The sequence below is a fragment of the Microbacterium sp. LBN7 genome (assembly GCF_045690345.1).
Lineage (GTDB): Bacteria > Actinomycetota > Actinomycetes > Actinomycetales > Microbacteriaceae > Microbacterium.
The window spans coordinates 2,422,519-2,442,806 of sequence record NZ_CP147856.1 but is presented as its reverse complement, the minus strand read 5'-3'; the positions used below and the strand labels follow the sequence as shown (position 1 = coordinate 2,442,806).

Here is a 20,288-nt window from a genome sequence, read left to right as displayed (position 1 = left end):
CACCGGCAAGCGGAGTGGGCAGCGGATCAGATTCTGGAGGTGTCGGCATGAGCGGACGCATCGCCGTCGTGACAGGTGCGGGTTCGGGTATCGGCCGCGCGGTCTCCCGCGCCCTGCTCGAGGCAGGCTTCCGGGTGGCGCTCGCAGGACGTCGCGAGGACGCCCTGCACGAGACGGCCGACGGCCACCCCGGCGCGCTCGTCGTGCCCACCGACGTCACCGTCGAGGCCGAGGTCGAGACCCTCTTCGCCCGTACCGTGGCGGAGTGGGGGCGGGTGGACGTGCTGTTCAACAACGCCGGAGCCTTCGGGCCGACGGCATCCGCCGCGGAGATCTCGCTCGACGACTGGCAGCGCACCCTCGACGTGAACCTCACGGGGTCGCTGCTCTGCGCGCGGGCCGCGATGCGCGCGATGATCGCGCAGCAGCCCTCCGGCGGCCGCATCATCAACAACGGATCGATCTCGGCGCACGTGCCGCGGCCGCTGTCTGTCGCGTACACGGTGAGCAAGCATGCGATCAACGGTCTGACGAAGTCGATCGATCTCGACGGCCGGGCTCACGGCATCTCGTGCGGACAGATCGACATCGGCAACGCCCGCACGTCGATCATGAGCGATCTCGGCGTCGGTTCCGGCGCACTCCAGCCCGACGGGTCGCGACGCGTGGAGCCGACGTTCGATGTGGCGGATGCCGCGCGCGCCGTGCTGTTCATGGCGCAGCTGCCGGCCGAGTCGAACATCTCGACCCTCACCGTCGCGGCGGCCGGCATGCCCTTCGGCGGGCGCGGCTGACATCCTGTTCAGCGCCGTCGCCCGTCGCGGAGCACGCGGATGACGTCGGTCTTCACCGCCCGCACGGGACTCGCCGCGAACACCGACGGGTCCTCAGGGGTGCCTTTGCTGAAGTGGTTGAACACGAGGTTCAGCACGATCGCCATGATCGCGGCCGAGCTGATGCCCGAGCCGAAGATGACCTGGAACCACGTCGGGAAGTTCGAGTAGATGTCGTGGTTCACCTCGGGCAGCACGCCGAACGACAGTGACGCGGCGACGATGATGAGGTTCATGTTGCCGTCGTACTTCACCTTGGAGAGAGTGCGGATGCCGCTGGCGGTGACGGTCCCGAACAGCACGAGACCGGCGCCGCCGAGCACGGCGGTGGGCACGGCCGCGACCACCCGGCCGAGGATCGGGGTCAACCCGAGGATGATGAGGATCACGCCGCCCGCGGCCACGGCGTAGCGGCTCTTGATCTTCGTCACGGCGACCAGGCCGACGTTCTGCGCGAAGGCGCTCTGCGTGAAGGAGTTGAAGATCGGGGAGATCGCGCTCGACACCATGTCGGCGCGCAGGCCCGCGGCGATGCGCTTGCGGTCGACCTTCGATCCCGTGATCTCGGCGACGGCGATGATGTCGGCCGTGGTCTCGGTGAGGATCACCAGCACGACGATCGTCATCGACACGATCGCGGCGAGGTCGAACGTCGGCACGCCGAAGGCGAACGGCGTCGGGAAGGCGAAGACCGGTCCCTCGAGCACCTTCGAGAAGTCGGCCCTGCCGATGAGGGCAGCGAAGATCGTGCCGACGACCATCGCGATCAGGATCGACAGGCGCGAGATGGTGGCATTGCCGAGCTTGCTCAGCAGCATGATCACGAACAGCGTGAACCCGGCGATGCCGACGAACACCGGATCGGCGTAGGTCGGCGCATCGGGGTTCGCACCGGTGATCCAGCGGGCCGCGACCGGCACGAGCGACAGCCCGATCATGGTGATGACGGTGCCCGTCACGACCGGCGGGAAGAACCGCACGATCTGCGCGAAGAACGGCGCGATGACCAGTCCGATCAGGGACGCGACGATCACCGCGCCGAACACGGCGGGCAGGCCGCTGCCCTGATTGACGATCGCGAGCATGGTCGCGACACCGGCGAACGAGACGCCCTGCACGAGCGGCAGCTGCGAACCGAAGAACGGGATGCCGAGGGTCTGCAGCAGCGTCGCGAGCCCGCCCATGAAGAGGCAGGCGGCGACGAGCACTCCGACCTCTGCGGGTGTGAGCCCGGCTGCGGCACCGATGATGAGCGGCGGCGCGATGATGCCGCCGTACATCGTCAGCACGTGCTGGAGCCCGAAGGTGAAGGCGGTGCCGGCGCCGAGGCGCTCGTCCTCCGGTCGGTTCGTCTCGTTCGTGTTCCTCTTCTTCTTGGAGCTGCGTACTTCAGACATCGGGGACCTCCTTGTCCGGGACCCGCTCTTCGGGGTGGGCGTGCGGTTGATGGGCATGACGAACGTCGGGGTGAGCCCGGTGCGTCGGGAACGGGCTCACCCCTGTTCGGGATCTCTCGGGGTTCGGCTCAGCAGAAGCCGGCGACGCCGTCCCACACGCGGTGGTCGGCATCCGCTCCTTCGCGGAGGAACGACGCCTCGATCAGGCCGTACGGGCGGTCGGCGGCGTAGAACACCTCGTTCGGGTTCTCCAGACCGAAGGGCGACAGGTCCACGACGAAGTGGTGGCTGTTCGGCGTGGAGAAGCGGATCTCGTCGATCTCGGGGTGCGCTTCGAGAACAGCTTCGGCCATGTCGTGCAGCGTGTTCTGCAGCGCGTACGAGTAGTTGGCCGAGAAGCCCTCGAGCAGCAGGCGGCGGACGTCGGCGAAGACCTCGTTGTAGTCGATGTCGGCGCGGTTGTACCGCCACTTGGCGGTGACCGAGGTCGCGAGGATGCGGTCGGTCGTCTCCTTCAGCGTCGTGTACCGGTCCTTCGGGTAGCCGACGAAGCCGCTCTCGGTGGACTTGAGGACCTTGAGGTCCGTCAGGCCGGCGATGACCGTGGTCTGCTCTCCGTCGATCTCGACGAGGGCGGTCCTGGTCTCCGTGCCGCCGCGCACGAACGAGTGGTCGTGGCCCTGACCGTCGACGGGGATGCGCTCCCACGTGTACTGCTCCGCCTCCCAGCGACCGCCGGTCACCCAGTCGAACTCGCCGGTGAAGTGACGGCCGAGACGCAGCAGGTACTCCTCGGGGCTGCCGATGCCGTCCTTGGCGAAGGCGTAGACCGTGTTCTTCTGCGTGTCCGTCGCGACGACGTTCGTGTTGTCGCCGGTGAAGTGGGCGTCGGCGAAGTCGCCGCGCAGCTGCGAGGTGACGTTGAGGTCCTCGATCTCGTGGCGGGCGGTGTCGCGCGTGACCCGCACGACGCGGACCTCGGCCTTGCCGTACTGGTTCTTGCCCAGGGTGATGGTCGTCATGTTCTTCTCAGCTTCCTCGGTAAGTGGAATAGGCGAACGGGCTGAGCAGCAGCGGCACGTGGTAGTGCGCCTGCGCAGTGTCGACCAGGAAGGTCAGCACCACCTCCGGGAAGAAGGTGTCCGTTTCGATGCCGGCGAAGTAGGTCCCCGTGTCGAACCGGAGGCGGTAGGCACCGCTCTCCAGCCGCTCGGGGCCCAGGTCTTTCACCCGTCCGTCGGCATCGGTGAGGCCCGTACCGATCCCGACCCATCCGTCGCCTTCTCGGGCCTCGAGTACGACGGCGACGCCGGGCGCGGGGCGCCCGATCGATGTGTCCAGGATGTGGGTGGTCACGTGAGAGACGCTCATGCGCGTGCTCCTTCTGTCTCGATGGCCCCGGCCAGGCGCAGGGCCGCGATCTCGCGCAGCTGCTGGTCGATGACCGCCAGCTCCTGTTCGGCGGTGTTGCCGAGCCGCTGTTGCAGCAGGGCGAGGATGTCGTCGGCCGACCGGCCGGCTGCCCGCACCAGGAAGACGCGATCGAACGTCTCCTCGTAGGCGCGGTTGCCGTCGGCCAGCGCCGCGGCGGCCGCGGCGTCGACGCCGGACTGCTCCTTGCGGGCGAGGGCCGCCTCGGCGCTCTCGCCCTGGGCGCGTTCGCCGATGCGCGGATGGTGTGCGAGCGCCCCGTCGATCTCGGCGGTGGTGAGCGGTGCCGCGACCTGTGCGGCGGCTTCCGTCAGCTCCGCGACCGACGCGTACGGCCGACCGGCGATGAGCGCGTCATACCAGCGGGGAATGTCCAAGGCGGGCTTCACGACACGGACGGCGACGTCGTGCGTGCAGGAGTTGAACTCCGTGAGCAACATCTTTGATCCTCAGCACATGCTGGCATCCGGCGCGTAGGACTATACGGACGACTCTTCTCCAGGAGAAGCACTACTTTCCGTATGCCGGAACTGTTATTTCAGCATGTGTAACAAGTCTGCGTACTCGTCGCGCGCTTGTCAACCCTCTTCATACACCGAGTTCGGCGCGAAGGCGAGCGACGTGCCCCGTCGGGTCGACACCGTACTCGGCGCGCTGCACGATGCCGTCGGCATCCAGCACGAAGGTCGAGCGGATGACGCCCTCGAACGTCCGATCCCCCACCGTCTTCTCGCCCCATGCACCCCAGGCGCGGGCCGTGGCGGCGTCCGTGTCGGCCAGGAGGGGGAAGGTCAGTGCTTCGGCGTCGGCGAAGGCGCGGATGTCCGCGACCTCGTCGGGCGAGATCCCGAGCACCGTGTAGCCGGCGGCGGCCAGCGAGGAGAGGCTGTCACGGAAGTCGCAGGCCTCGGTCGTGCAGCCCGGCGTCGCGGCCTTCGGGTAGAAGTAGACGACCACGTTCCGGCCGCGGTGATCGGCGAGCGACGTCGGGAGGCCGTCGGCGTCGGAAAGAGTGAAGGCGGGTGCGGCGTCACCGGGGACGAGTCGTTCGGTCATGATCTCTCCATTCAGGATCCCGCATCGTCAATTTCGTATTGCGGAAATCAGTTTCTATCTGACGAAAGTGTACCGCGCACGGCATCCCAGACGGCCGCAGCGACGGCCCGCTTCGTCCCTGAAGCCTCCCCGGCGATCACGCCGGCCGCCCCGAGGATGTGCACGGCATTGTCGGCACTCTCGAAGCCGCGCTCCCAGCCCACCTCGTTCACGACCAGCAGATCGACTCCCTTGCGCTGCTGCTTGCGCCGCGCGCGGGCGATGAGCTCGTCCTGGTCCTCCGGCGTCTCCGCGGCGAACCCGACGACGAGCTGGCCCGGGCGACGGCCCGCGACCAGCGACGCGACGATGTCGGGGTTCTCGACGAGCTCGATGGACGGGATGCCGCCGCCCTCCTTGGTGAGCTTGCGGTCCGACACCGCGACGGGACGGAAATCGGCGACAGCCGCCGCCATGATCAACACGTCAGCGTCCGCCGCGGCATCCGCCATGGCGTCAGCGAGCTCGGCGGCGGAACCCGCCGTCACGATCCGGACCGACGGATGCCGGGCGTCGGCGAGCACGTCACCGGCGATGTTGACCGCGACGAGGAGCACCGAGGCTCCGCGCGCCGCTGCCTCCGCGGCGAGCGCCACTCCCTGCCGGCCGCTCGATCGGTTTCCGAGGTAGCGGACCGGATCGATCGGCTCCCTCGTGCCGCCGGCCGACACGACCACCCGCAGACCCTCCAGGTCCCGCGGGGCGAGCAGTGCCTGGGCCGCGGCGAAGATCTCCTCCGGCTCCGACATCCGCCCGGGTCCGCTGTCTCCGCCGGCGAGCTCGCCGTCCGCCGGACCGACGATGTGCACGCCGCGACCGCGGAGGGTCTCGATGTTCGCCCTCGTCGCGGGGTGGCGCCACATCTCGGCGTGCATCGCGGGCGCGATCAGCACCGGGGCCTCGGTCGCGAGCAGTGTCGTGCCGAACAGGTCGTCCGCCAGGCCGGCCGTCATCTTCGCGATCGAGTTCGCGGTCGCCGGCGCGACGATCACGAGATCGGCCGCCTGGCCGAGAGCGACGTGGCGCACCCTGGCGACGTCGTCGTGCACGCTCGTGGTGACCGGGTGCCGACTGATCGCCTCCCAGGTGGGAGTGCCGACGAAGCGCAGCGCGTCTTCCGTCGGGACCACCGTCACATCGTGACCGGCCTTCGTGAGCAGGCGCACCAGGTGCACCGTCTTGTACGCGGCGATGCCGCCCGTTACCGATACGACGATGTTCACACGTCTGATTCTGCCCCAGCATCCGCGCCCCAGGGGCACGACCTAGACTGACGTGCGTGTGCACGGTCGTGATCGATGTGGCGGAGGCCGGAAGCGCGCGACTGCTCGCGGTGCGCGACGAAGACCCGGAGCGGGACTGGGATGCGCTGGGTCCGTGGTGGCCCGAACGGTATCCCGGCGTGATCGGCATCCGCGATCGTCGAGCCGGCGGCGCCTGGCTGGCGGTCGATCCGGAACGGCGTCGACTCGCCGTGCTGCTGAACCGCGAGGACGTGGGCGGCCTACCGCTGGATCGCGCGGTCTCGCGCGGCACGCTCGCCCTCGAGTCCGTCGCCGGGCGGTCGCCGTCAGCCCCGCTCCTGATGCACGGGTTCAACCTGCTCGAGGTAGCACCGGAGGGGGCGCGCGTGCTCAGCTGGGACGGGGCCGCCCTGCGCACGACCCCCATCGAGCCGGGAACCCACATGATCGCGCACGACGATCTCGACGACCCGTCCACCCCTCGCATCTCGACCTGGCTGCCGGAGTTCCGTGCGCTCGGCCCGGCGGCGGCCGACGCCGACTGGGTCGACACCTGGGTCGGACTGCTCGCCGCATCCGCTCGTCTTTCCCCGGAAGATGACCGCGCGATCATCCGCGACAACCGGCCGCACGGCTACCCGACGCAGTCGCTGCTGTACTGCACGGCATCCGTCACACCGGCCGGCGTCGAGGTGCACGACCGCACCCTCCCCCGCCCGGGTCACTGGTCCTGAGGCGAAGCCGCACCACCGCACCTCTTGACGCGATGTGACGCTCGTCCTATTCTTTTCATAAAGTAGAACTTTGTTTCCGTATTATGAAATGCGAGAGCCCGCTCGAGAAGGACCGAGGTGACCACCATGCTGACTCCCGAGATCGCACCCGCAGCGGACGACGCGACCGACGAGCGGTCGATCGTCCACATCGATCCCGACTTCTACGTCCCCTCCCACGGCGACCGGGGGAACAGCTACGTCCGCGCGTTCCGCATCCTCTTCCCGAAGGCGACCTGACTCTGAGTCAGAGCGATAGCTGCGCCTCACGCACGAACTTGCGCTGCCACGGAGTCTCGACCGCGTGACGTCGGTAAGCCGCACGCACCCACGTCACGGCCTCATCGGCCGGCACGCCGTCGTATCGAGCGAGGATGGCGAGTGCGGTTCCCGTTCGCCCGGCGCCTCCCCCGCAGGCGATCTCCACTCTTTCGATCGAGGACCGCTGGTGCACCTGGCGCAGGACGGATAGTGCGCTCGATGGCACTCTGGGCAGACCGAAGTCCGGCCACGCCACCCACTGCGACTGCCAGCTCTCCTGGTGCGGTCGCGAGGTGAGGTAGAGCCCGAAGTCCGGTACATCATCGTCGTCGACGGAGCCGCTCCTGAGCCCCCGACCCCGCACGAGCCGCCCGCTCGGCAGTCTCACGACGCCGGCGAGCTCAGCAGCCCACGGTTCCATACGAATATCGTCGCACCGACCATCGGTTTCGTCTCGCTCGGTGCGCTCCAGTGGCGGCGAGAGAAACTTCAGCTCCCCGCACCCTCTTCCGGCGCGGCCTCCTCGATCAGCTGCAGCAGCCGCGCGGCGACGCTGACGGCGATCACGGCGGGCTGCTTGCCCGCCACCTCGGGGATGCCGATCGGCGTCACGACCCGCGCCAGGTCGCTCTCGGTCTGGCCGAGCTCGGTGAGCTTCTTGCGGAACCGCGCCCACTTCGACGCCGAGCCGATCAGGCCGATCGGGGCGAGATCGGGAGTGCGTAGAGACATGTCGACGACCGCGAGGTCCTCGACATGGTCATGCGTCATCACCAAGACGTGGGAACCGGCCGGAAGGCCGGCCAGCACGGCTTCGGGCACGGGGGCAAGCGTCGCATGAACCCGCGCGACGCTGTCGGCAAAGACCCCCGACTCACCGGGCACCCCGACCCGCTCCACGGCGAGCATCTCCGGCCGCGAGTCGACCAGGTGCAGCTCGACCTCGTGCCGGGCGAGGATGCGCGCGAGCTCGAGTCCCACGTGCCCCATCCCGAAGATCGCGATGCTGGGCGTGACGCGCACCGGTTCGAGCATGATCGTGACCTCTCCTCCGCAGCACTGCACGCCGTACTCGGTGACGGCCTTGTCGCTCAGCGTGAGCACCAGCAGCTCGGGCTCCGCCGCGCCCGCGCGGAGCATCCCTCTGGCGCGCTCGATCGCCGTGGCCTCGAGGTTGCCACCCCCGACCGTTCCGAACACGGCGTCGGGCGACACGACCATCTTCGCCCCGCCGTTGCGAGGCGCGTGCCCGCGCACCAGCGCGAGCGTCACGATCACCGCGGGCGTGCGCGTGGAGCGCAATGCCTGCAGCGCATCGACCCAGTCCATGTCGTGTCCGGGTCAGATCGAGGCGACGAGTTCCGGCTCGGGGGCCTCTACGGCTCCCGCCGCCTGCTGCGCGCGGCGCACGGCCCAGAAGACCGCCTCCGGCGTCGCGGGAGAACCCAGCTCGACCATGTGGCCCTCCGGCCCGAATTCGCCGACGGCCTGACGGATGGCCTCCCGCGCGCTGAACGCCAGCATGAACGGGGGCTCGCCGACGGCCTTCGAGCCGTACACGGCCCCGTCCTCGCGGGCGTTCTCGAACAGGCGCACATGGAACTGCTCCGGCATCTCCGAGAAGCTCGGCAGCTTGTACGTGGATGCCGACTGGGTCTGCAGCCGGCCGCGGTTCGGCCCGTCGCTCTCATCCCAGCGCAGCTCCTCCAGCGTCAGCCAGCCGACGCCCTGCACATAGGCGCCCTCGATCTGCCCGATGTCGAGCATGGGAGAGAGCGAGTCGCCGACGTCATGGATGATGTCGACCCGGCGCACGCTGTAGAGCCCCGTGAACTCGTCGACCTCGACCTCGGTCGCGGCCGCGCCGTAGGAGAAGTACTTGAAGGGCGAGCCCTGCATGATCTCCGGGTTCCAGTGCAGGCCCTCGGTGCGGTAGTACCCCGCGGCGAACAGCTGCACGCGCTGGAGGTACGCGGCGTTCGCCACCTCGGCGAAGGTGAGCCGCTGCGACAGGTTGCCGAGGGCGGTGACGTACCCTCCCTCGAACAGCACATCGCGCTCGTCGGCGTTCAGCAGGCGACCGGCGACAGCCGCCATCCGCCCGCGGATCTGCTCGCACGCGTTCTTGACCGCACCGCCGTTGAGGTCGGTGCCCGACGACGCCGCCGTGGCCGACGTGTTCGGCACCTTGTCGGTGCGGGTCGGCGCCAGGCGCACCTGATGCAGCTCGAGCCCGAGCGCCGTGGCGGCCACCTGCATCATCTTGGTGTGCAGGCCCTGCCCCATCTCGGTGCCGCCGTGGTTGATCAGGACGGACCCGTCCTTGTAGACGTGCACGAGCGCACCGGCCTGGTTGAAGGCCGCGAAGTTGAACGAGATGCCGAACTTGATGGGCGTGAGCGCCAGGGCGCGCTTGATGTGCGGGCTGCGGGCGTTGAACGCGGCGATCTCCGCTCGACGCTCGTCGACCTCGGCCTCGCCGCGGAGCTCGCTCCAGATCGCGCCCATGCGCGGCGCGTCCTTCACGAGCTGGCCGTAGGGGGTGCTCTGGCCCGGCTGGTAGAAGTTCTTCTCGCGGAGCTCGAGAGGGTCGATGCCGAGCGCCGGGGCGACGCGACCGAGGATGTCCTCGATCAGGAAGACACCCTGCGGCCCGCCGAATCCGCGGAAGGCCGTGTTCGAGGCCTTGTTCGTCTTCGCGATGCGGCCGTAGGCGTGCACGTTGGGGATCCAGTAGGCGTTGTCCAGGTGACAGAGAGCGCGGCCGAGCACCGGCTCGGACAGGTCGAGACTCCATCCGCCGTCGCAGGTGAGAGTGGCATCCAGCCCCTGCAGCATCCCGTCGGCGTCGAAGCCGACCTTCCACGAGATGTGGAACGGATGCCGCTTGCCGGTCATCGTGATGTCCTGGGTGCGGTTCAGGCGCAGGCGCACCGGACGACCCGTGAGCTTCGCGCCGAGAGCAGCGATCGCGGCGAGGCCGTGCGGCTGCATCTCCTTGCCGCCGAACGCCCCACCCATCCGCAGCGACTGCACGGTCACCTCGCTGGACGTGATCCCGAGCACATGCGCGATGATCTCCTGCGTCTCGGACGGATGCTGGGTCGAGCACTGCACGAAGTACTGACCCTCGGAGTCCCGGATCGCGAGCGACGCGTGGGTCTCGAGGTAGAAGTGCTCCTGGCCGCCGAACTCGGTGACGCCTTCGAACACGTGAGCCGCGGATGCGAGAGCGGATGCCGCGTCGCCCCGCTGCACGGTGCGGGCGATGCCCTGGTACGACTCCGCGTCGATCGCGTCCTGCACGGTGATGAGCGACGGCAGCGGCTCGTACTCGACAGTGACGCGCTCGGCGCCGAGGCGCGCGGCCTCCTGCGTCTCGCCGAGCACCCACACGAGGGCGTGCCCGTAGAACATCGCCTCGCTGGGGAACAGCGGCTCGTCGTGCTTGATGCCCGCGTCGTTGATGCCGGGAACATCCTCGGCGGTGAGCACGCGCACGACGCCGGGCACCTCGTAGGCACCGGAGACGTCGACGGTGACCTTCGCGTGCGCGTTCGTGGACTGCACGGGCCACGCCGTCAGGACGCCTGCGGTGTGGGCGGCGAGGTCGTCGGTGTACATGGCGGCGCCGGTGACGTGGAGAGCCGCACTCTCGTGCACGGCCCGATGCCCCACGACGGGGTTGGCCGGTCGGTCGGCGAGAGCACTCATGCCGACACCTCCTTCGAGCTGATGACCGTCGCGCTGTACAGCTTGAGCAGCGCGGTGTTGAGCATGAGCGAGCGGTAGTCCGCGCTCGCGCGGTGGTCCGACATCGGCGTGCCCTCGGCTCCGAGGATCTCGGATGCCGCCCGCACCGTGGCGATGTTCCACGGCCGGCCGATCAGAGCCTCTTCCGCGGCGTAGGCGCGAAGGGGCGTGGCCGCGACACCGCCGAGACCGATCCGCGCTGCCGTGACGATCCCGTCCTCGATGTCGAGCGCGAAGGCGATCGCGACGCTGGAGATGTCATCGAAGCGTCGCTTCGCGATCTTGTGGAACGCGGTCACCGACGCGAGCGGGAGCGGGATGCGCACCGCGCGGATGAGCTCGTCAGGACGACGGATCGTCTGCCGGTAGCCGGTGAAGTACTCCGCGAGCTCGACCTCGCGCTCTCCGTCGACCGATGCCAGGACGAGGCGGGCGCCGAGCGCGAGGAGCGCGGGCGGAGTGTCGCCGATCGGGGAGCCGGTGCCCAGATTGCCGCCGAACGTGGCGCGGTTGCGGATCAGGCGGGAGGCGAACTGCGGGAAGAGCTTCGCGAGCAGCGGCACCGCGCCGCCGAGACGCTTCTCGACCTCGGAGAGCGGGAGCGCCGCACCGATCTCGAGCACGTCATCGTCGTGATGGAGGGTCCGCAGCTCGTCGAGCTGCTCGATCGCGATGACGAGCGGCGCGCGACGACCGCGGATGTTCACCTCGACACCCCAGTCGGTGGAGCCCGCCACGAGCAGCGCCTCCGGCTCCTCGCGGAGCAGACGCAGGGCTTCGGCGAGGGAGGCCGGACGGATGAACCGCGACCCGTCGACCTCGGCGACCGTGGGGACTGCCGCGGGAGCGGGAGCCGCGAGCCGCTGCTGCAGGGGATCGTCCGCCTCGGGGTCACCCAGCGTGTAGGCGGCGTCGCGGATCGGCCGATACCCGGTGCAGCGGCAGAGGTTGCCGCTGAGCGCGTGCAGATCGAATCCGTTCGGGCCGTGCTCCGCGTCGTGCGAGGGGATGCCGTCGTCGTGACCGGTGCCCCCTTCGGCCGGCGTGGTCTCGGCGGGAGTGCGCTCGGACCGGTAGTACTCCCCCGCCATGCTGCAGGCGAAGCCGGGGGTGCAGTAGCCGCACTGCGATCCCCCCGCCTCGGCCAGCTTCTCCTGCACCGGGTGCAGGGCATCCGGGGAGCCGAGACCCTCGGCGGTCACGATCTCCTGACCGTTCAGCGCGTACACGGGAACCAGGCAGGCGTTGACCGGCGTCCAGGCGGTACCGCCCTCGGGCGTCGGGGTCGCGAGCAGCATCGCGCACGCTCCGCACTCCCCCTCCGCGCAGCCTTCCTTGCTGCCCGACAATCCGGTGTCGCGCAGCCAGTCGAGTGCGGTCGTGTGGGCGGCGACGCCGTCGAGCGAGCGGACCCGCCCGTTGACGTTGACGGCGGTTCCTGTGACAGCGGTCTCTGTGACGGCGATGTCGTTCATGGTCGATCTCCTCAGTACAGCTGTGGTGCTGCCGCTCAGCCGGCGAGCAGCACCTCGATCGGGCCCCGCACGAAGTACAGCGCGAAGCCGACGGCCACGACCCACATCAGCCAGTGCACCTTGCGCGCACGGCCGGAGAGCGTGTTCACCAGGGTCCAGGCGATGAAGCCGACGCCGATGCCGTTGGCGATCGAGTACGTCAGGGGCATCGTGACGATGGTGAGGAACGCGGGGAGCGCCACGGCGAAGTTCGTGAACTTGATCTCCTTGATCTGCGCCATCATCATCGCGCCGACGACGACCAGCGCGGCGGATCCCACCTCGATCGGAACCACCAGCGTGAGCGGCGTGAAGAACATCGAGAGCAGGAAGAGCACGCCGACCACGACCGAGGCGAGTCCCGTGCGGGCCCCCTCGCCGATGCCGGAGGCGCTGTCCACGAACACGGTGTTGGACGAGGTCGAGGTGGCGCCGCCGGCGACGGCGCCCAGGCCCTCGACGACGAACGCGGAGCGCAGACGCGGGAACGTGCCGTCCTTGTAGGCGAGCCCGGCGTTCTTCGCGAGACCGGTCATCGTGCCCATCGCGTCGAAGAAGTTCGAGAACACCAGGGTGAACACCAGCATCGTGGCCGCCAGGGCGCCGATGCGGCTGAACGAGCCGAACAGGTCGAACTGGCCGATGAGCCCGAAGTCGGGGATCGTCACGAACGAGGCCGGGATCTCGGGGATGGTCATGTGCCAGCCGCCCGGCTCCTCGAAGCTCGGGCCGAGCTTGAGGAACGCCTGCGCGATGATCGCGATCACCGTCGCCGCGACGATGCCGATCAGGATGCCGCCCGGCACCTTGCGCGCCACGAGCACGCCGATGATGAGCAGGCCGAGCAGGAAGATGAGCGTCGGGACCGAGGTGATCGATCCGCCGTCACCCAGCTGCACGGGCGGACCGCCCGGGGTGCGGTTGACGAATCCGGAGTCGACGAAGCCGATGAAGGCGATGAACAGGCCGATGCCGACGGTGATCGCCGCCTTGAGCGGAGCGGGCACTGCGTTGAAGATCGCCGTGCGGATGCCGGTGGCCCCGAAGAGCACGATGAGCACGCCGTTGATCACGACCAGCCCCATGGCCTCCGGCCAGGTCACCTGGCCGACGACCGAGACGGCGAGGAACGAGTTGATGCCGAGGCCTGCGGCGAGGGCGAAGGGCAGCCGAGCGATCAGACCGAACAGGATCGTCATGACGCCGGCGGTCAGGCCGGTGGCTGCGCCGATCTGCGCGGCCTGCAGGGCGTTACCGGTGACGTCGTCGACGCCGCCGAGGATGAGGGGGTTGAGGATGACGATGTACGCCATCGTCACGAACGTGACGATACCGCCGCGGATCTCGCGCCCGAAGGTCGACCCGCGCTGGGTGATCTCGAAGAAGCGGTCGAGCCCGTTACGGGGTTCGGCGTCGACGGTCGTGGTTGCCCCGGTGGGCAGCGGCGGGTGCACCGCCGCGGGAGTGGCCCCGGTCTCGGGCTCGTCCGGCAGGAAAACGGATGAAGACATCTTCGGCTCCAATCGTCGTTCGGGTCAGTAGTCGACTCGGGTGGACGTGGTGCTCCACTCCGTGAACGGAGCGATGCGCGCGGTGGGCGGCAGAGGCTCCTGCGCGACCGGCATGATCGCTCTGTCCTCCTCACCGCCTTCGAAGTAGCGGTAGAACACGGCGTCGTCGAATCCGGCGTCGGCCGCGTCGTTCCGATCGGCGGCGAAGTAGACGCGGTCGACGCGTGCCCACAGCGAGGTGGCGAGGCACATCGGGCACGGCTCGCAGCTGCTGTAGAGCACGGCGCCGGTGAGGTCGAAGGTGCCGAGACCCTGGCAGGCGGCGCGGATCGCGGTGACCTCGGCGTGCGCCGAGGGGTCGAGGTTCGCGGTGACGCGGTTCACGCCTTCGAAGACGCGGCCATCGGCCGTGACGACGATGGCGCCGAACGGGCCGCCCTGGTTGCGGACGTTGTCGGTCGCGATGGCGACGGCGCGGGCGAGATACTCGGCCGGAGTCGATCGCAGGCCGGTTTCGGGCATAGCGGTGCTGGTCATGACGGAGAGCTTCCTTGCTGTCGTCGCAGTGATACGGCTTATCTGGTCGGGCCTTGATCAGGCCGTTCCGCGAGATATACGTCGAACCGCTAGGTTGTGCTGCTTCCTGTCCACAGGCCTCTGTTGAGGTGCGGGCTGGGAACGACTGTAACACCGGATTCGCTGCGCGTCCAGCCTTTCGGAATCTCTCTTCCACCATGCGAAATGATGGAGCAGCGGTTCAGGCCGCCGGAGCCTCCTCGTCGTCCGCGCAGGAGAAGCGCGCCCGGTAAGCCGTCGGGGTCAGGCCGAGCACCCGAGCGAAGTTCTGCCGCAGCACGGCCGCCGAGCCGAATCCGCACTCCTCGGCGATCTGCTCGAGAGGCAGATCGGTGCGCTCCAGCATCCGCTGCGCGTGGATGATGCGCTGGCGCGCGAGCCAGGCCGCAGGCGTCGCACCGTACTCGGCCTTGAACCGCCGGGCGAACGTGCGCGGCGACATCAGCGCCTTGGCTGCGAGCTGATCGACGCCGAGCTCGTCGCGCAGATGCTCGACGGCCCAGTCGGCGACAGCGGCCAGCGAGTCGCTGGCGACGACGGGGATCGGACGGTCGATGAACTGGGCCTGACCGCCGTCGCGCTGCGGCGGCACGACCATGCGTCGGGCGATGCGGTTGGTGAGATCGGCGCCCAGCTCCTGACGCAGCAGGTGCAGGCACGCGTCGATGCCGGCGGCGGTGCCGGCACTGGTGATGATCTTGCCGTCCTGGACGAACAGCACGTCGGGGTCGATGTCGATCTGCGGATACATCTCGGCCATCACGTGCGAGTACATCCAGTGCGTGGTCGCGCGTCGCCCGTCGAGGACACCGGCGGCGGCCAGGATGAACGACCCGCTGCACACGCTCATCACCCACGCGCCGCGGTCGACCGCGTGGCGCGCGAGGTCGAGGAGCAGCGGATCGATGGCAGACCAATGCGTGCGGGGAAGCGGGCAGAACACGACGAGGTCGGCCTCGTAGGCGAAGGAGAGGTCGTTCTCGACGTTGACGGAGAACCCGATCTTCGACTGGACGACACCGGCCCGCGGCGCGACGATGCGGAAATCGAAGTTCGGCACACCGTCGTCGGAGCGGTCGAGGCCGAAGGCCTCGCAGGCGACACCGAACTCGAAGGGCGCGAACCCGTCCTGGATGACGCAGGCGACCGTCTTCATCGACTCTCCTTGTTTGGCAGTTTTCGAACGTTCTTAGTCTATTCTGCCACTCGTGGCGGTTTACCGCCGAGCGTAGCGTTTCTGCCATGGTACTCCTCATCGCAGTTCTCGCCCTCGCCCTCTGGGCCGCCGTCGCCTCCGTCGTCGAACTGCGCCGCGACGGTTACCGCCAGACCCCCACGGACTGGAGTCGCGTCGCCGGTCGCGACGTCGCACAGCACGCCGAGACCGGACACACCTACCGTTGAGCCGGAAGTAGCGCGCCACGGTATCGTCGGCTCATGATCCCGTTCGACAGCCTGCTCGCCTTCACCATCGCGTCTGTCGTGATCATCGTCATCCCCGGCCCGAGCGTGCTCTTCGTGATCGGCCGGTCGCTTTCGCTGGGCCGTCGCGCAGGAGCGCTCAGCGTCGTCGGCAACGCCCTCGGCACCGTGCCCGCGGTCCTGGCCGTCGCATTCGGCGTCGGCGCCATCGTCGCGTCGTCGGTCGTCGCCTTCACCGTCATCAAGATCATCGGCGCCGCGTACCTCGTGTGGCTCGGCATCCAGGCCATCCGCCACCGCCACGATCACGTCGCTGACGCGGGACGCACCCCGGCGTCTGCGGGGAAGCCGCTGCGCCAGGGCTTCATCGTGGGAGCGACCAATCCCAAGACCATCGCCTTCTTCGTCGCGGTGCTGCCCCAGTTCGTGGCTCCGTCGGGGGGTCCGGTGTGGGCGCAGCTGCTGATCCTCGGGCTCACCTTCCAGACGCTCGCGCTCATGTGCGACAGCGTCTGGGTTCTGGCAGCGGGAACGGCGCGCACCTGGTTCGCCCGCTCCCCGCGCCGCATGTCGACCCTCTCCGGCACCGGCGGAGTCATGATGATCGGCCTCGGCGGCACACTCGCGCTGACCGGCGCCAAGAGCTGACCGTCGGCGGCCGCGAAAGCGATCCTGACGCGAACGCGCGCCCGCGACTACGCTCGAACCATGAGCGAGCCGCAGCAGCCTCCTGTTCCGCCGTCCGCACAGCCGAACCCCGCCTTTCCGCCGGCGCCGCCGCATCTTCCCGCCGCACCGCAGTACCCGGCGGCCCCGCAGGCGCCCGCGGCAGTGCAGTACCCGGCCGGTCCGCAGTACCCGCCGACTCCGCAGAACGCAGGCGCGCAGCCCGGTTATCCCGCCTACCCCACGGCTCCGAAGCCGACGGGGCCGGGCAACCCGCTCGGCCGGATCGCCTTCGTGATCGCCGTCGTCACCGCCGGTCTCAGCCTGCTCGTGACGCTGTTCACGCCGTTCCTCTACATGTCGACCGGTGGTTTCGAGACCACGACCGTCATCTCCGGCATCCTCGGCGTCATCAGTCTCCTCGGCTACGCCGCGGCACTGGTGCTCGCGCTCATCGCCGCGAAGCGTCCGGGCTCGCAGCTGCTCGTCGGCATCGCGATCGGGATCGCCGGGGTGGGGCTGCTCGGTCTCGTGATCAGCTTCGCGTCGTCGACCTTCTACCGCTTCTTCTGAGCGGAGGGGGTCGGCCTCAGCGGCCGGCGAGCACGCGCTCGTAGACGCGGATCATCGCCGCGGTCCGCGAGGACTGCCGAAACGCTTCCGCGACCTCCGGGACAGGGGTCGGTGCGGTGCCGGCGACGATGTCGGATGCCGCGCGCCGCAGCGTCTCGGCGAGTGCTTCCGCGCGCTGCGCCTCTCGCTCACGACCGGTCGCCGGGGCATCGGCATCCGGCACCGCCCACAGCCCGCCGCCGAGCTCCGCGGCGATGTCGGGGTCGCAGATGACCGACGGCGTGCCGAGGGTCGCCGCCTCGAACGGCGTCATGCCCTGCGTCTCGAAGCCGATCGACGTCTGCACGAGCGCGTCCGCCGCGGCGATGTGCGCGAGCGTCTGCGCGTAGGTGAGCCGCCCCGCGAAGCGCACACCCGCGCGGCCCTCGACGATCTTCTCCGCGGCTGCACGCTGCGCGCCGCCGCCGATGATCTCGAGCTCGGCATCCACTCCGGAGGCCACGAACGCCTCGAGGAAGGGCAGCAGGCGCTTCTCCGGGCTCATCCGCCCCAGCCAGACGAAGCGCGGCTTGCCGGGCGCGCGGTGCTCCGGCGCTGCGGCGACCGTGGCGTCGCGCAGGTCGTCGTCGATGCCGTTCCAGACGACGTCGACCGTGTCGAACACGCCGTGCTGCTCGAGGCGGCGGGCGAAGTGGGTCGACGGTGCCGTCACGGCCGAGGCGCCGGCGGCGAGCCCGCGGAGGAAGGCCCACCCATCGCTGCCCGCGACCGCATCGCCCACGCCGCGCAGCGCGCCGCGCCGCCAGGCGTTGAGGATCCGGAGCACGGGACGGTGCAGCGGCGTGACCGCGGCGAGTCCGACATCGACGCGGTTGTGCATCGTGTGGACGACCGGGATGCCGTGACGCGCGGCGTAGCGGTGGCCGATGAAGGCGCCCCAGAAGTCGGCCTGCACGTGCACCAGGTCGACCGCAGGACGGCGGGTCATCGCGCGATCGAGGAAGCGGTCGGTTCCGCGTCCCGGCCAGCTCATGGAGTACTCGCGGTCGAGCGTGATCGGCACAGACGGCAGGTCGACGTAGGCCGGGTTCGGAGCTTGGGTCGCTGAGCCTGTCCGCCCTTGGGTCGCTGAGCCTGTCCGCCCTTGGGTCGCTGAGCCTGTCGAAGCGTGCATCCGCGGCGCGACGACGGTCACCGTGTGCCCGGCGCGTTCGAGGAACTCGCGCTGCAGCCGCATCGAGACCTGCGCTCCGCCGAGGGAGTCGAGGTGCTGATCGCCGAAGAAGACGATGTGCATGTCGAGGCCCGCCTATTCGGGCAGCGGCTCGTCGCGGTACAGCGCTTCGAAGGTGTCGAGGGTGCGGTTGATGTCGTGGATCGCGACGCCGTCGAGCGATGCGCGCTGCATCCGCTCGTACTCCGCCGGCGACGCGGTGAGCACGTCGGTCAGGCGCGCGGCGAGCTCTTCGACGTTGCCCGGCTCGAACAGATGGCCGTTCTCTCCGTCGTGCACGAGATGCGGGAGCGCGACGGCATCCGCAGCGACGATCGGCAGCGCCGAGGCCATCGCCTCCATGGTCGCGATGGACTGCAGCTCGGCGATCGAGGCGATCACGAAGAGGCTGGCCCGTGACAGCAGCGCACGCAGGTCTTCATCCGTCGTACGGCCGTGGAAGGTGACGCGGTCGGAGAGCCCGAGCTGTGCGGTGAGGCTCTCCAGCTGCTTGCGCTGGTCGCCGCCGCCGACGATGTCGAACGTGGTCTCGAGCGCGGGATCGAGCTTGGTCATCGCCTGCAGGATGACCTCGACCTGCTTCTCGGCGGTGAGGCGGCCGACGAAGACGATGCGGTTCTTTTCGCGCGGCGCGATCACCGGCGTGTACTGGGTGCGGTCGATGCCGCAGCTGACCGGGATGACGCCCTGCACGGCGACGGTCTTCTCGAGGAAGTCGGCGGCGCGGCGGGTCGGAGTGGTGATCGCGCGGGTCAGGTCGAAGGTGCGCTTGGCGTCGGCCCAGGCGAACTTCAGCACCAGATCGTCGATGAACTTCGGCATCGTCGTGTGATCGAGGATGTTCTCGGCCATGACGTGGTTGGTCGCGATGACCGGGATGCCGCGCTCGTGCGCGACGTGGGCCAGCCCGCGACCGATCACGATGTGCGACTGGATGTGGACGACGTCGGGCTGGACGCGATCGAGCACGGTGCGCGCGTAGTGCTTCGAGCGCCACGGCCAGACGAAGCGCAGCCAGTCGTGCGGCGCCCACCGCACGGAGGGAAGGCGGTGCAGCGTCATCGGCTCGCCCTCGATCACCTCGGTGCGGGGCTCCGCGCGACGGTACGCCTGATTGGGGGCGGAGACGTGCACGTCATGCCCGCGCTGGACCAGCCCCGCGGCGAGACGCTCGGCGAAGCGGGCGGCGCCGTTGATGTCGGGGGCGAACGTGTCGCACCCGATCAGGATCTTCAGCGGACGGGGCGGGGTCCCCGCAGCGTTCGTCGGATCGGAGGGAGAGGAAGACATTCTGCCTTACGGTACGGCGGCCAAGGGAGCCCGATCGGGCGCTGGCCACTCTACCTGAGGGCCCTGACCGCGCCGCCGAGGCGTACCGGCATCCCCCAGGGTCACCCGTTAGCGTGGGGCCATGCGACTGACTGCCGACGCCGATCCCCGGCTGTGGATCCCCGTGACGGACTCGCTCGGCTGGCGCGGTCGGCGCCACCGCAAGGCGGCGATCCGGATGCTGCTGGGGCAGGTCAACGCGGCGGTCGGGGCGACCGAGCGCCCGGGATCCCGCTTCGGCGCCTGGGCCATGAGCCAGGCCGCGCCGATGCTCATGAAGCGCGCCGACGGCCGGGTGCTGGTGTGGACTTGGAAGGCCGAGCCCGAGCTGATCGTGGCGATGGCCACGGCGCAGCAGCTCACGCCGGACGTGCGCATCGCGCGGGCATCGATGCCGATGGAGTACGACGACACACAGTCGTTCCCGACGCGCCTCGGCGTGGGAGAGAAGCTGCTCGTACCCCTGCCGTCGTCCGAGGCCACGCCCCCGTTCGCCACCTACACGTGGGACACCGGAACCCACCTGGTCACTCTGACCGCGGTGTGCAGCGACCGCGAGCGCTTCGGCACCCTGACCGCGGCGCTCGACGACCTGGCGCGCAGCATCCGCATCGCCGACGATCTCGAGGGCGGGGAGTCGCCCGAGGTGCTCCGGCTCGATCCGGCCTGACCCGGC

22 protein-coding genes are annotated in these 20,288 nt (G+C 69.3%); 7 read left to right on the top strand and 15 right to left on the bottom strand.

What is annotated here, in order from left to right; genetic code table 11:
* The first annotated feature begins 47 nt into the window (after window positions 1–47).
* Window positions 48–794: an SDR family oxidoreductase gene (locus tag LBN7_RS11760; protein ID WP_407359727.1), complete on the top strand. Its 747-nt coding sequence runs from the start codon at window positions 48–50 to the stop codon at window positions 792–794.
* Between the two features lie 8 nt (window positions 795–802).
* On the opposite strand, the gene LBN7_RS11755 is transcribed toward LBN7_RS11760, so the two are convergent.
* From LBN7_RS11755 to coaBC, 6 genes are all read right to left on the bottom strand, one after another.
* Window positions 803–2,230, bottom strand: coding sequence for a nucleobase:cation symporter-2 family protein (locus tag LBN7_RS11755; RefSeq protein ID WP_116633741.1), 1,428 nt, complete (start codon window positions 2,228–2,230; stop codon window positions 803–805).
* Between the two features lie 128 nt (window positions 2,231–2,358).
* Window positions 2,359–3,252, bottom strand: coding sequence for a factor-independent urate hydroxylase (gene pucL / locus LBN7_RS11750; RefSeq protein WP_116633740.1), 894 nt, complete (start codon window positions 3,250–3,252; stop codon window positions 2,359–2,361).
* Window positions 3,253–3,259: 7 nt separating this feature from the next.
* Window positions 3,260–3,601: a hydroxyisourate hydrolase gene (gene uraH, locus LBN7_RS11745; RefSeq protein WP_407359726.1), complete on the bottom strand. Its 342-nt coding sequence runs from the start codon at window positions 3,599–3,601 to the stop codon at window positions 3,260–3,262.
* Window positions 3,598–4,101: a 2-oxo-4-hydroxy-4-carboxy-5-ureidoimidazoline decarboxylase gene (gene uraD / locus LBN7_RS11740; RefSeq protein ID WP_407359725.1), complete on the bottom strand. Its 504-nt coding sequence runs from the start codon at window positions 4,099–4,101 to the stop codon at window positions 3,598–3,600. Before uraD ends, uraH begins: the two co-directional genes overlap by 4 nt.
* A gap of 148 nt (window positions 4,102–4,249) precedes the next feature.
* Entirely contained in the window at window positions 4,250–4,717 is a 468-nt protein-coding gene (bcp, locus tag LBN7_RS11735) for a thioredoxin-dependent thiol peroxidase (protein WP_407359724.1), read from the bottom strand.
* 47 nt (window positions 4,718–4,764) lie between these two features.
* Window positions 4,765–5,979: a bifunctional phosphopantothenoylcysteine decarboxylase/phosphopantothenate--cysteine ligase CoaBC gene (gene coaBC, locus LBN7_RS11730; RefSeq protein WP_407359723.1), complete on the bottom strand. Its 1,215-nt coding sequence runs from the start codon at window positions 5,977–5,979 to the stop codon at window positions 4,765–4,767.
* Window positions 5,980–6,035: 56 nt separating this feature from the next.
* On the opposite strand from coaBC, the gene LBN7_RS11725 reads away from it, so the two are divergent.
* Window positions 6,036–6,734, top strand: coding sequence for an NRDE family protein (locus LBN7_RS11725; RefSeq protein WP_407359722.1), 699 nt, complete (start codon window positions 6,036–6,038; stop codon window positions 6,732–6,734).
* 117 nt (window positions 6,735–6,851) lie between these two features.
* Window positions 6,852–7,013, top strand: coding sequence for a hypothetical protein (locus tag LBN7_RS11720; protein WP_341947305.1), 162 nt, complete (start codon window positions 6,852–6,854; stop codon window positions 7,011–7,013).
* A 7-nt stretch (window positions 7,014–7,020) separates the two neighbouring features.
* Here the strand turns inward: LBN7_RS11720 and LBN7_RS11715 are convergent, their stop codons facing one another.
* The 7 genes from LBN7_RS11715 to LBN7_RS11685 form a co-directional block, all read right to left on the bottom strand.
* Entirely contained in the window at window positions 7,021–7,455 is a 435-nt protein-coding gene (locus LBN7_RS11715) for a protein-tyrosine phosphatase family protein (protein WP_407359721.1), read from the bottom strand.
* A 68-nt stretch (window positions 7,456–7,523) separates the two neighbouring features.
* Entirely contained in the window at window positions 7,524–8,363 is an 840-nt protein-coding gene (gene xdhC / locus LBN7_RS11710) for a xanthine dehydrogenase accessory protein XdhC (protein WP_407359720.1), read from the bottom strand.
* 12 nt (window positions 8,364–8,375) lie between these two features.
* Window positions 8,376–10,748, bottom strand: a complete 2,373-nt coding sequence (gene xdhB / locus LBN7_RS11705; protein ID WP_407359719.1) for a xanthine dehydrogenase molybdopterin binding subunit — start codon at window positions 10,746–10,748, stop codon at window positions 8,376–8,378.
* Complete coding sequence (locus LBN7_RS11700; protein ID WP_407359718.1) at window positions 10,745–12,262, bottom strand: xanthine dehydrogenase small subunit; 1,518 nt, start codon at window positions 12,260–12,262, stop codon at window positions 10,745–10,747. Before LBN7_RS11700 ends, xdhB begins: the two co-directional genes overlap by 4 nt.
* Window positions 12,263–12,297: 35 nt before the next feature.
* Window positions 12,298–13,812 (bottom strand): NCS2 family permease, encoded by a 1,515-nt coding sequence (locus LBN7_RS11695; RefSeq protein ID WP_116633726.1) that lies wholly within the window; start codon window positions 13,810–13,812, stop codon window positions 12,298–12,300.
* A gap of 24 nt (window positions 13,813–13,836) precedes the next feature.
* Entirely contained in the window at window positions 13,837–14,349 is a 513-nt protein-coding gene (locus LBN7_RS11690) for a nucleoside deaminase (protein ID WP_243408775.1), read from the bottom strand.
* Window positions 14,350–14,569: 220 nt separating this feature from the next.
* Window positions 14,570–15,544, bottom strand: coding sequence for a GlxA family transcriptional regulator (locus LBN7_RS11685; RefSeq protein ID WP_407359717.1), 975 nt, complete (start codon window positions 15,542–15,544; stop codon window positions 14,570–14,572).
* Between the two features lie 86 nt (window positions 15,545–15,630).
* On the opposite strand from LBN7_RS11685, the gene LBN7_RS11680 reads away from it, so the two are divergent.
* The 3 genes from LBN7_RS11680 to LBN7_RS11670 are packed head-to-tail and all read left to right on the top strand — an operon-like array spanning window position 15,631 to window position 17,049.
* Entirely contained in the window at window positions 15,631–15,792 is a 162-nt protein-coding gene (locus tag LBN7_RS11680; RefSeq protein WP_341947299.1) for a hypothetical protein, read from the top strand.
* 33 nt (window positions 15,793–15,825) lie between these two features.
* On the top strand, window positions 15,826–16,458 hold the full coding sequence (locus LBN7_RS11675; protein WP_407359716.1) for a LysE family translocator: 633 nt from the start codon (window positions 15,826–15,828) through the stop codon (window positions 16,456–16,458).
* A gap of 60 nt (window positions 16,459–16,518) precedes the next feature.
* A complete protein-coding gene (locus LBN7_RS11670) occupies window positions 16,519–17,049 on the top strand; it encodes a hypothetical protein (RefSeq protein WP_407359715.1) in 531 nt (176 codons plus the stop codon).
* A gap of 16 nt (window positions 17,050–17,065) precedes the next feature.
* Here LBN7_RS11670 and LBN7_RS11665 read toward each other — a convergent pair whose 3' ends face one another.
* Window positions 17,066–18,346, bottom strand: a complete 1,281-nt coding sequence (locus LBN7_RS11665; protein ID WP_407359714.1) for a glycosyltransferase — start codon at window positions 18,344–18,346, stop codon at window positions 17,066–17,068.
* A 12-nt stretch (window positions 18,347–18,358) separates the two neighbouring features.
* Window positions 18,359–19,573, bottom strand: coding sequence for a glycosyltransferase (locus LBN7_RS11660; RefSeq protein WP_407359713.1), 1,215 nt, complete (start codon window positions 19,571–19,573; stop codon window positions 18,359–18,361).
* Window positions 19,574–19,694: 121 nt separating this feature from the next.
* On the opposite strand from LBN7_RS11660, the gene LBN7_RS11655 reads away from it, so the two are divergent.
* Window positions 19,695–20,282, top strand: a complete 588-nt coding sequence (locus LBN7_RS11655) for a hypothetical protein (protein ID WP_116633719.1) — start codon at window positions 19,695–19,697, stop codon at window positions 20,280–20,282.
* Window positions 20,283–20,288: the final 6 nt, after the last annotated feature.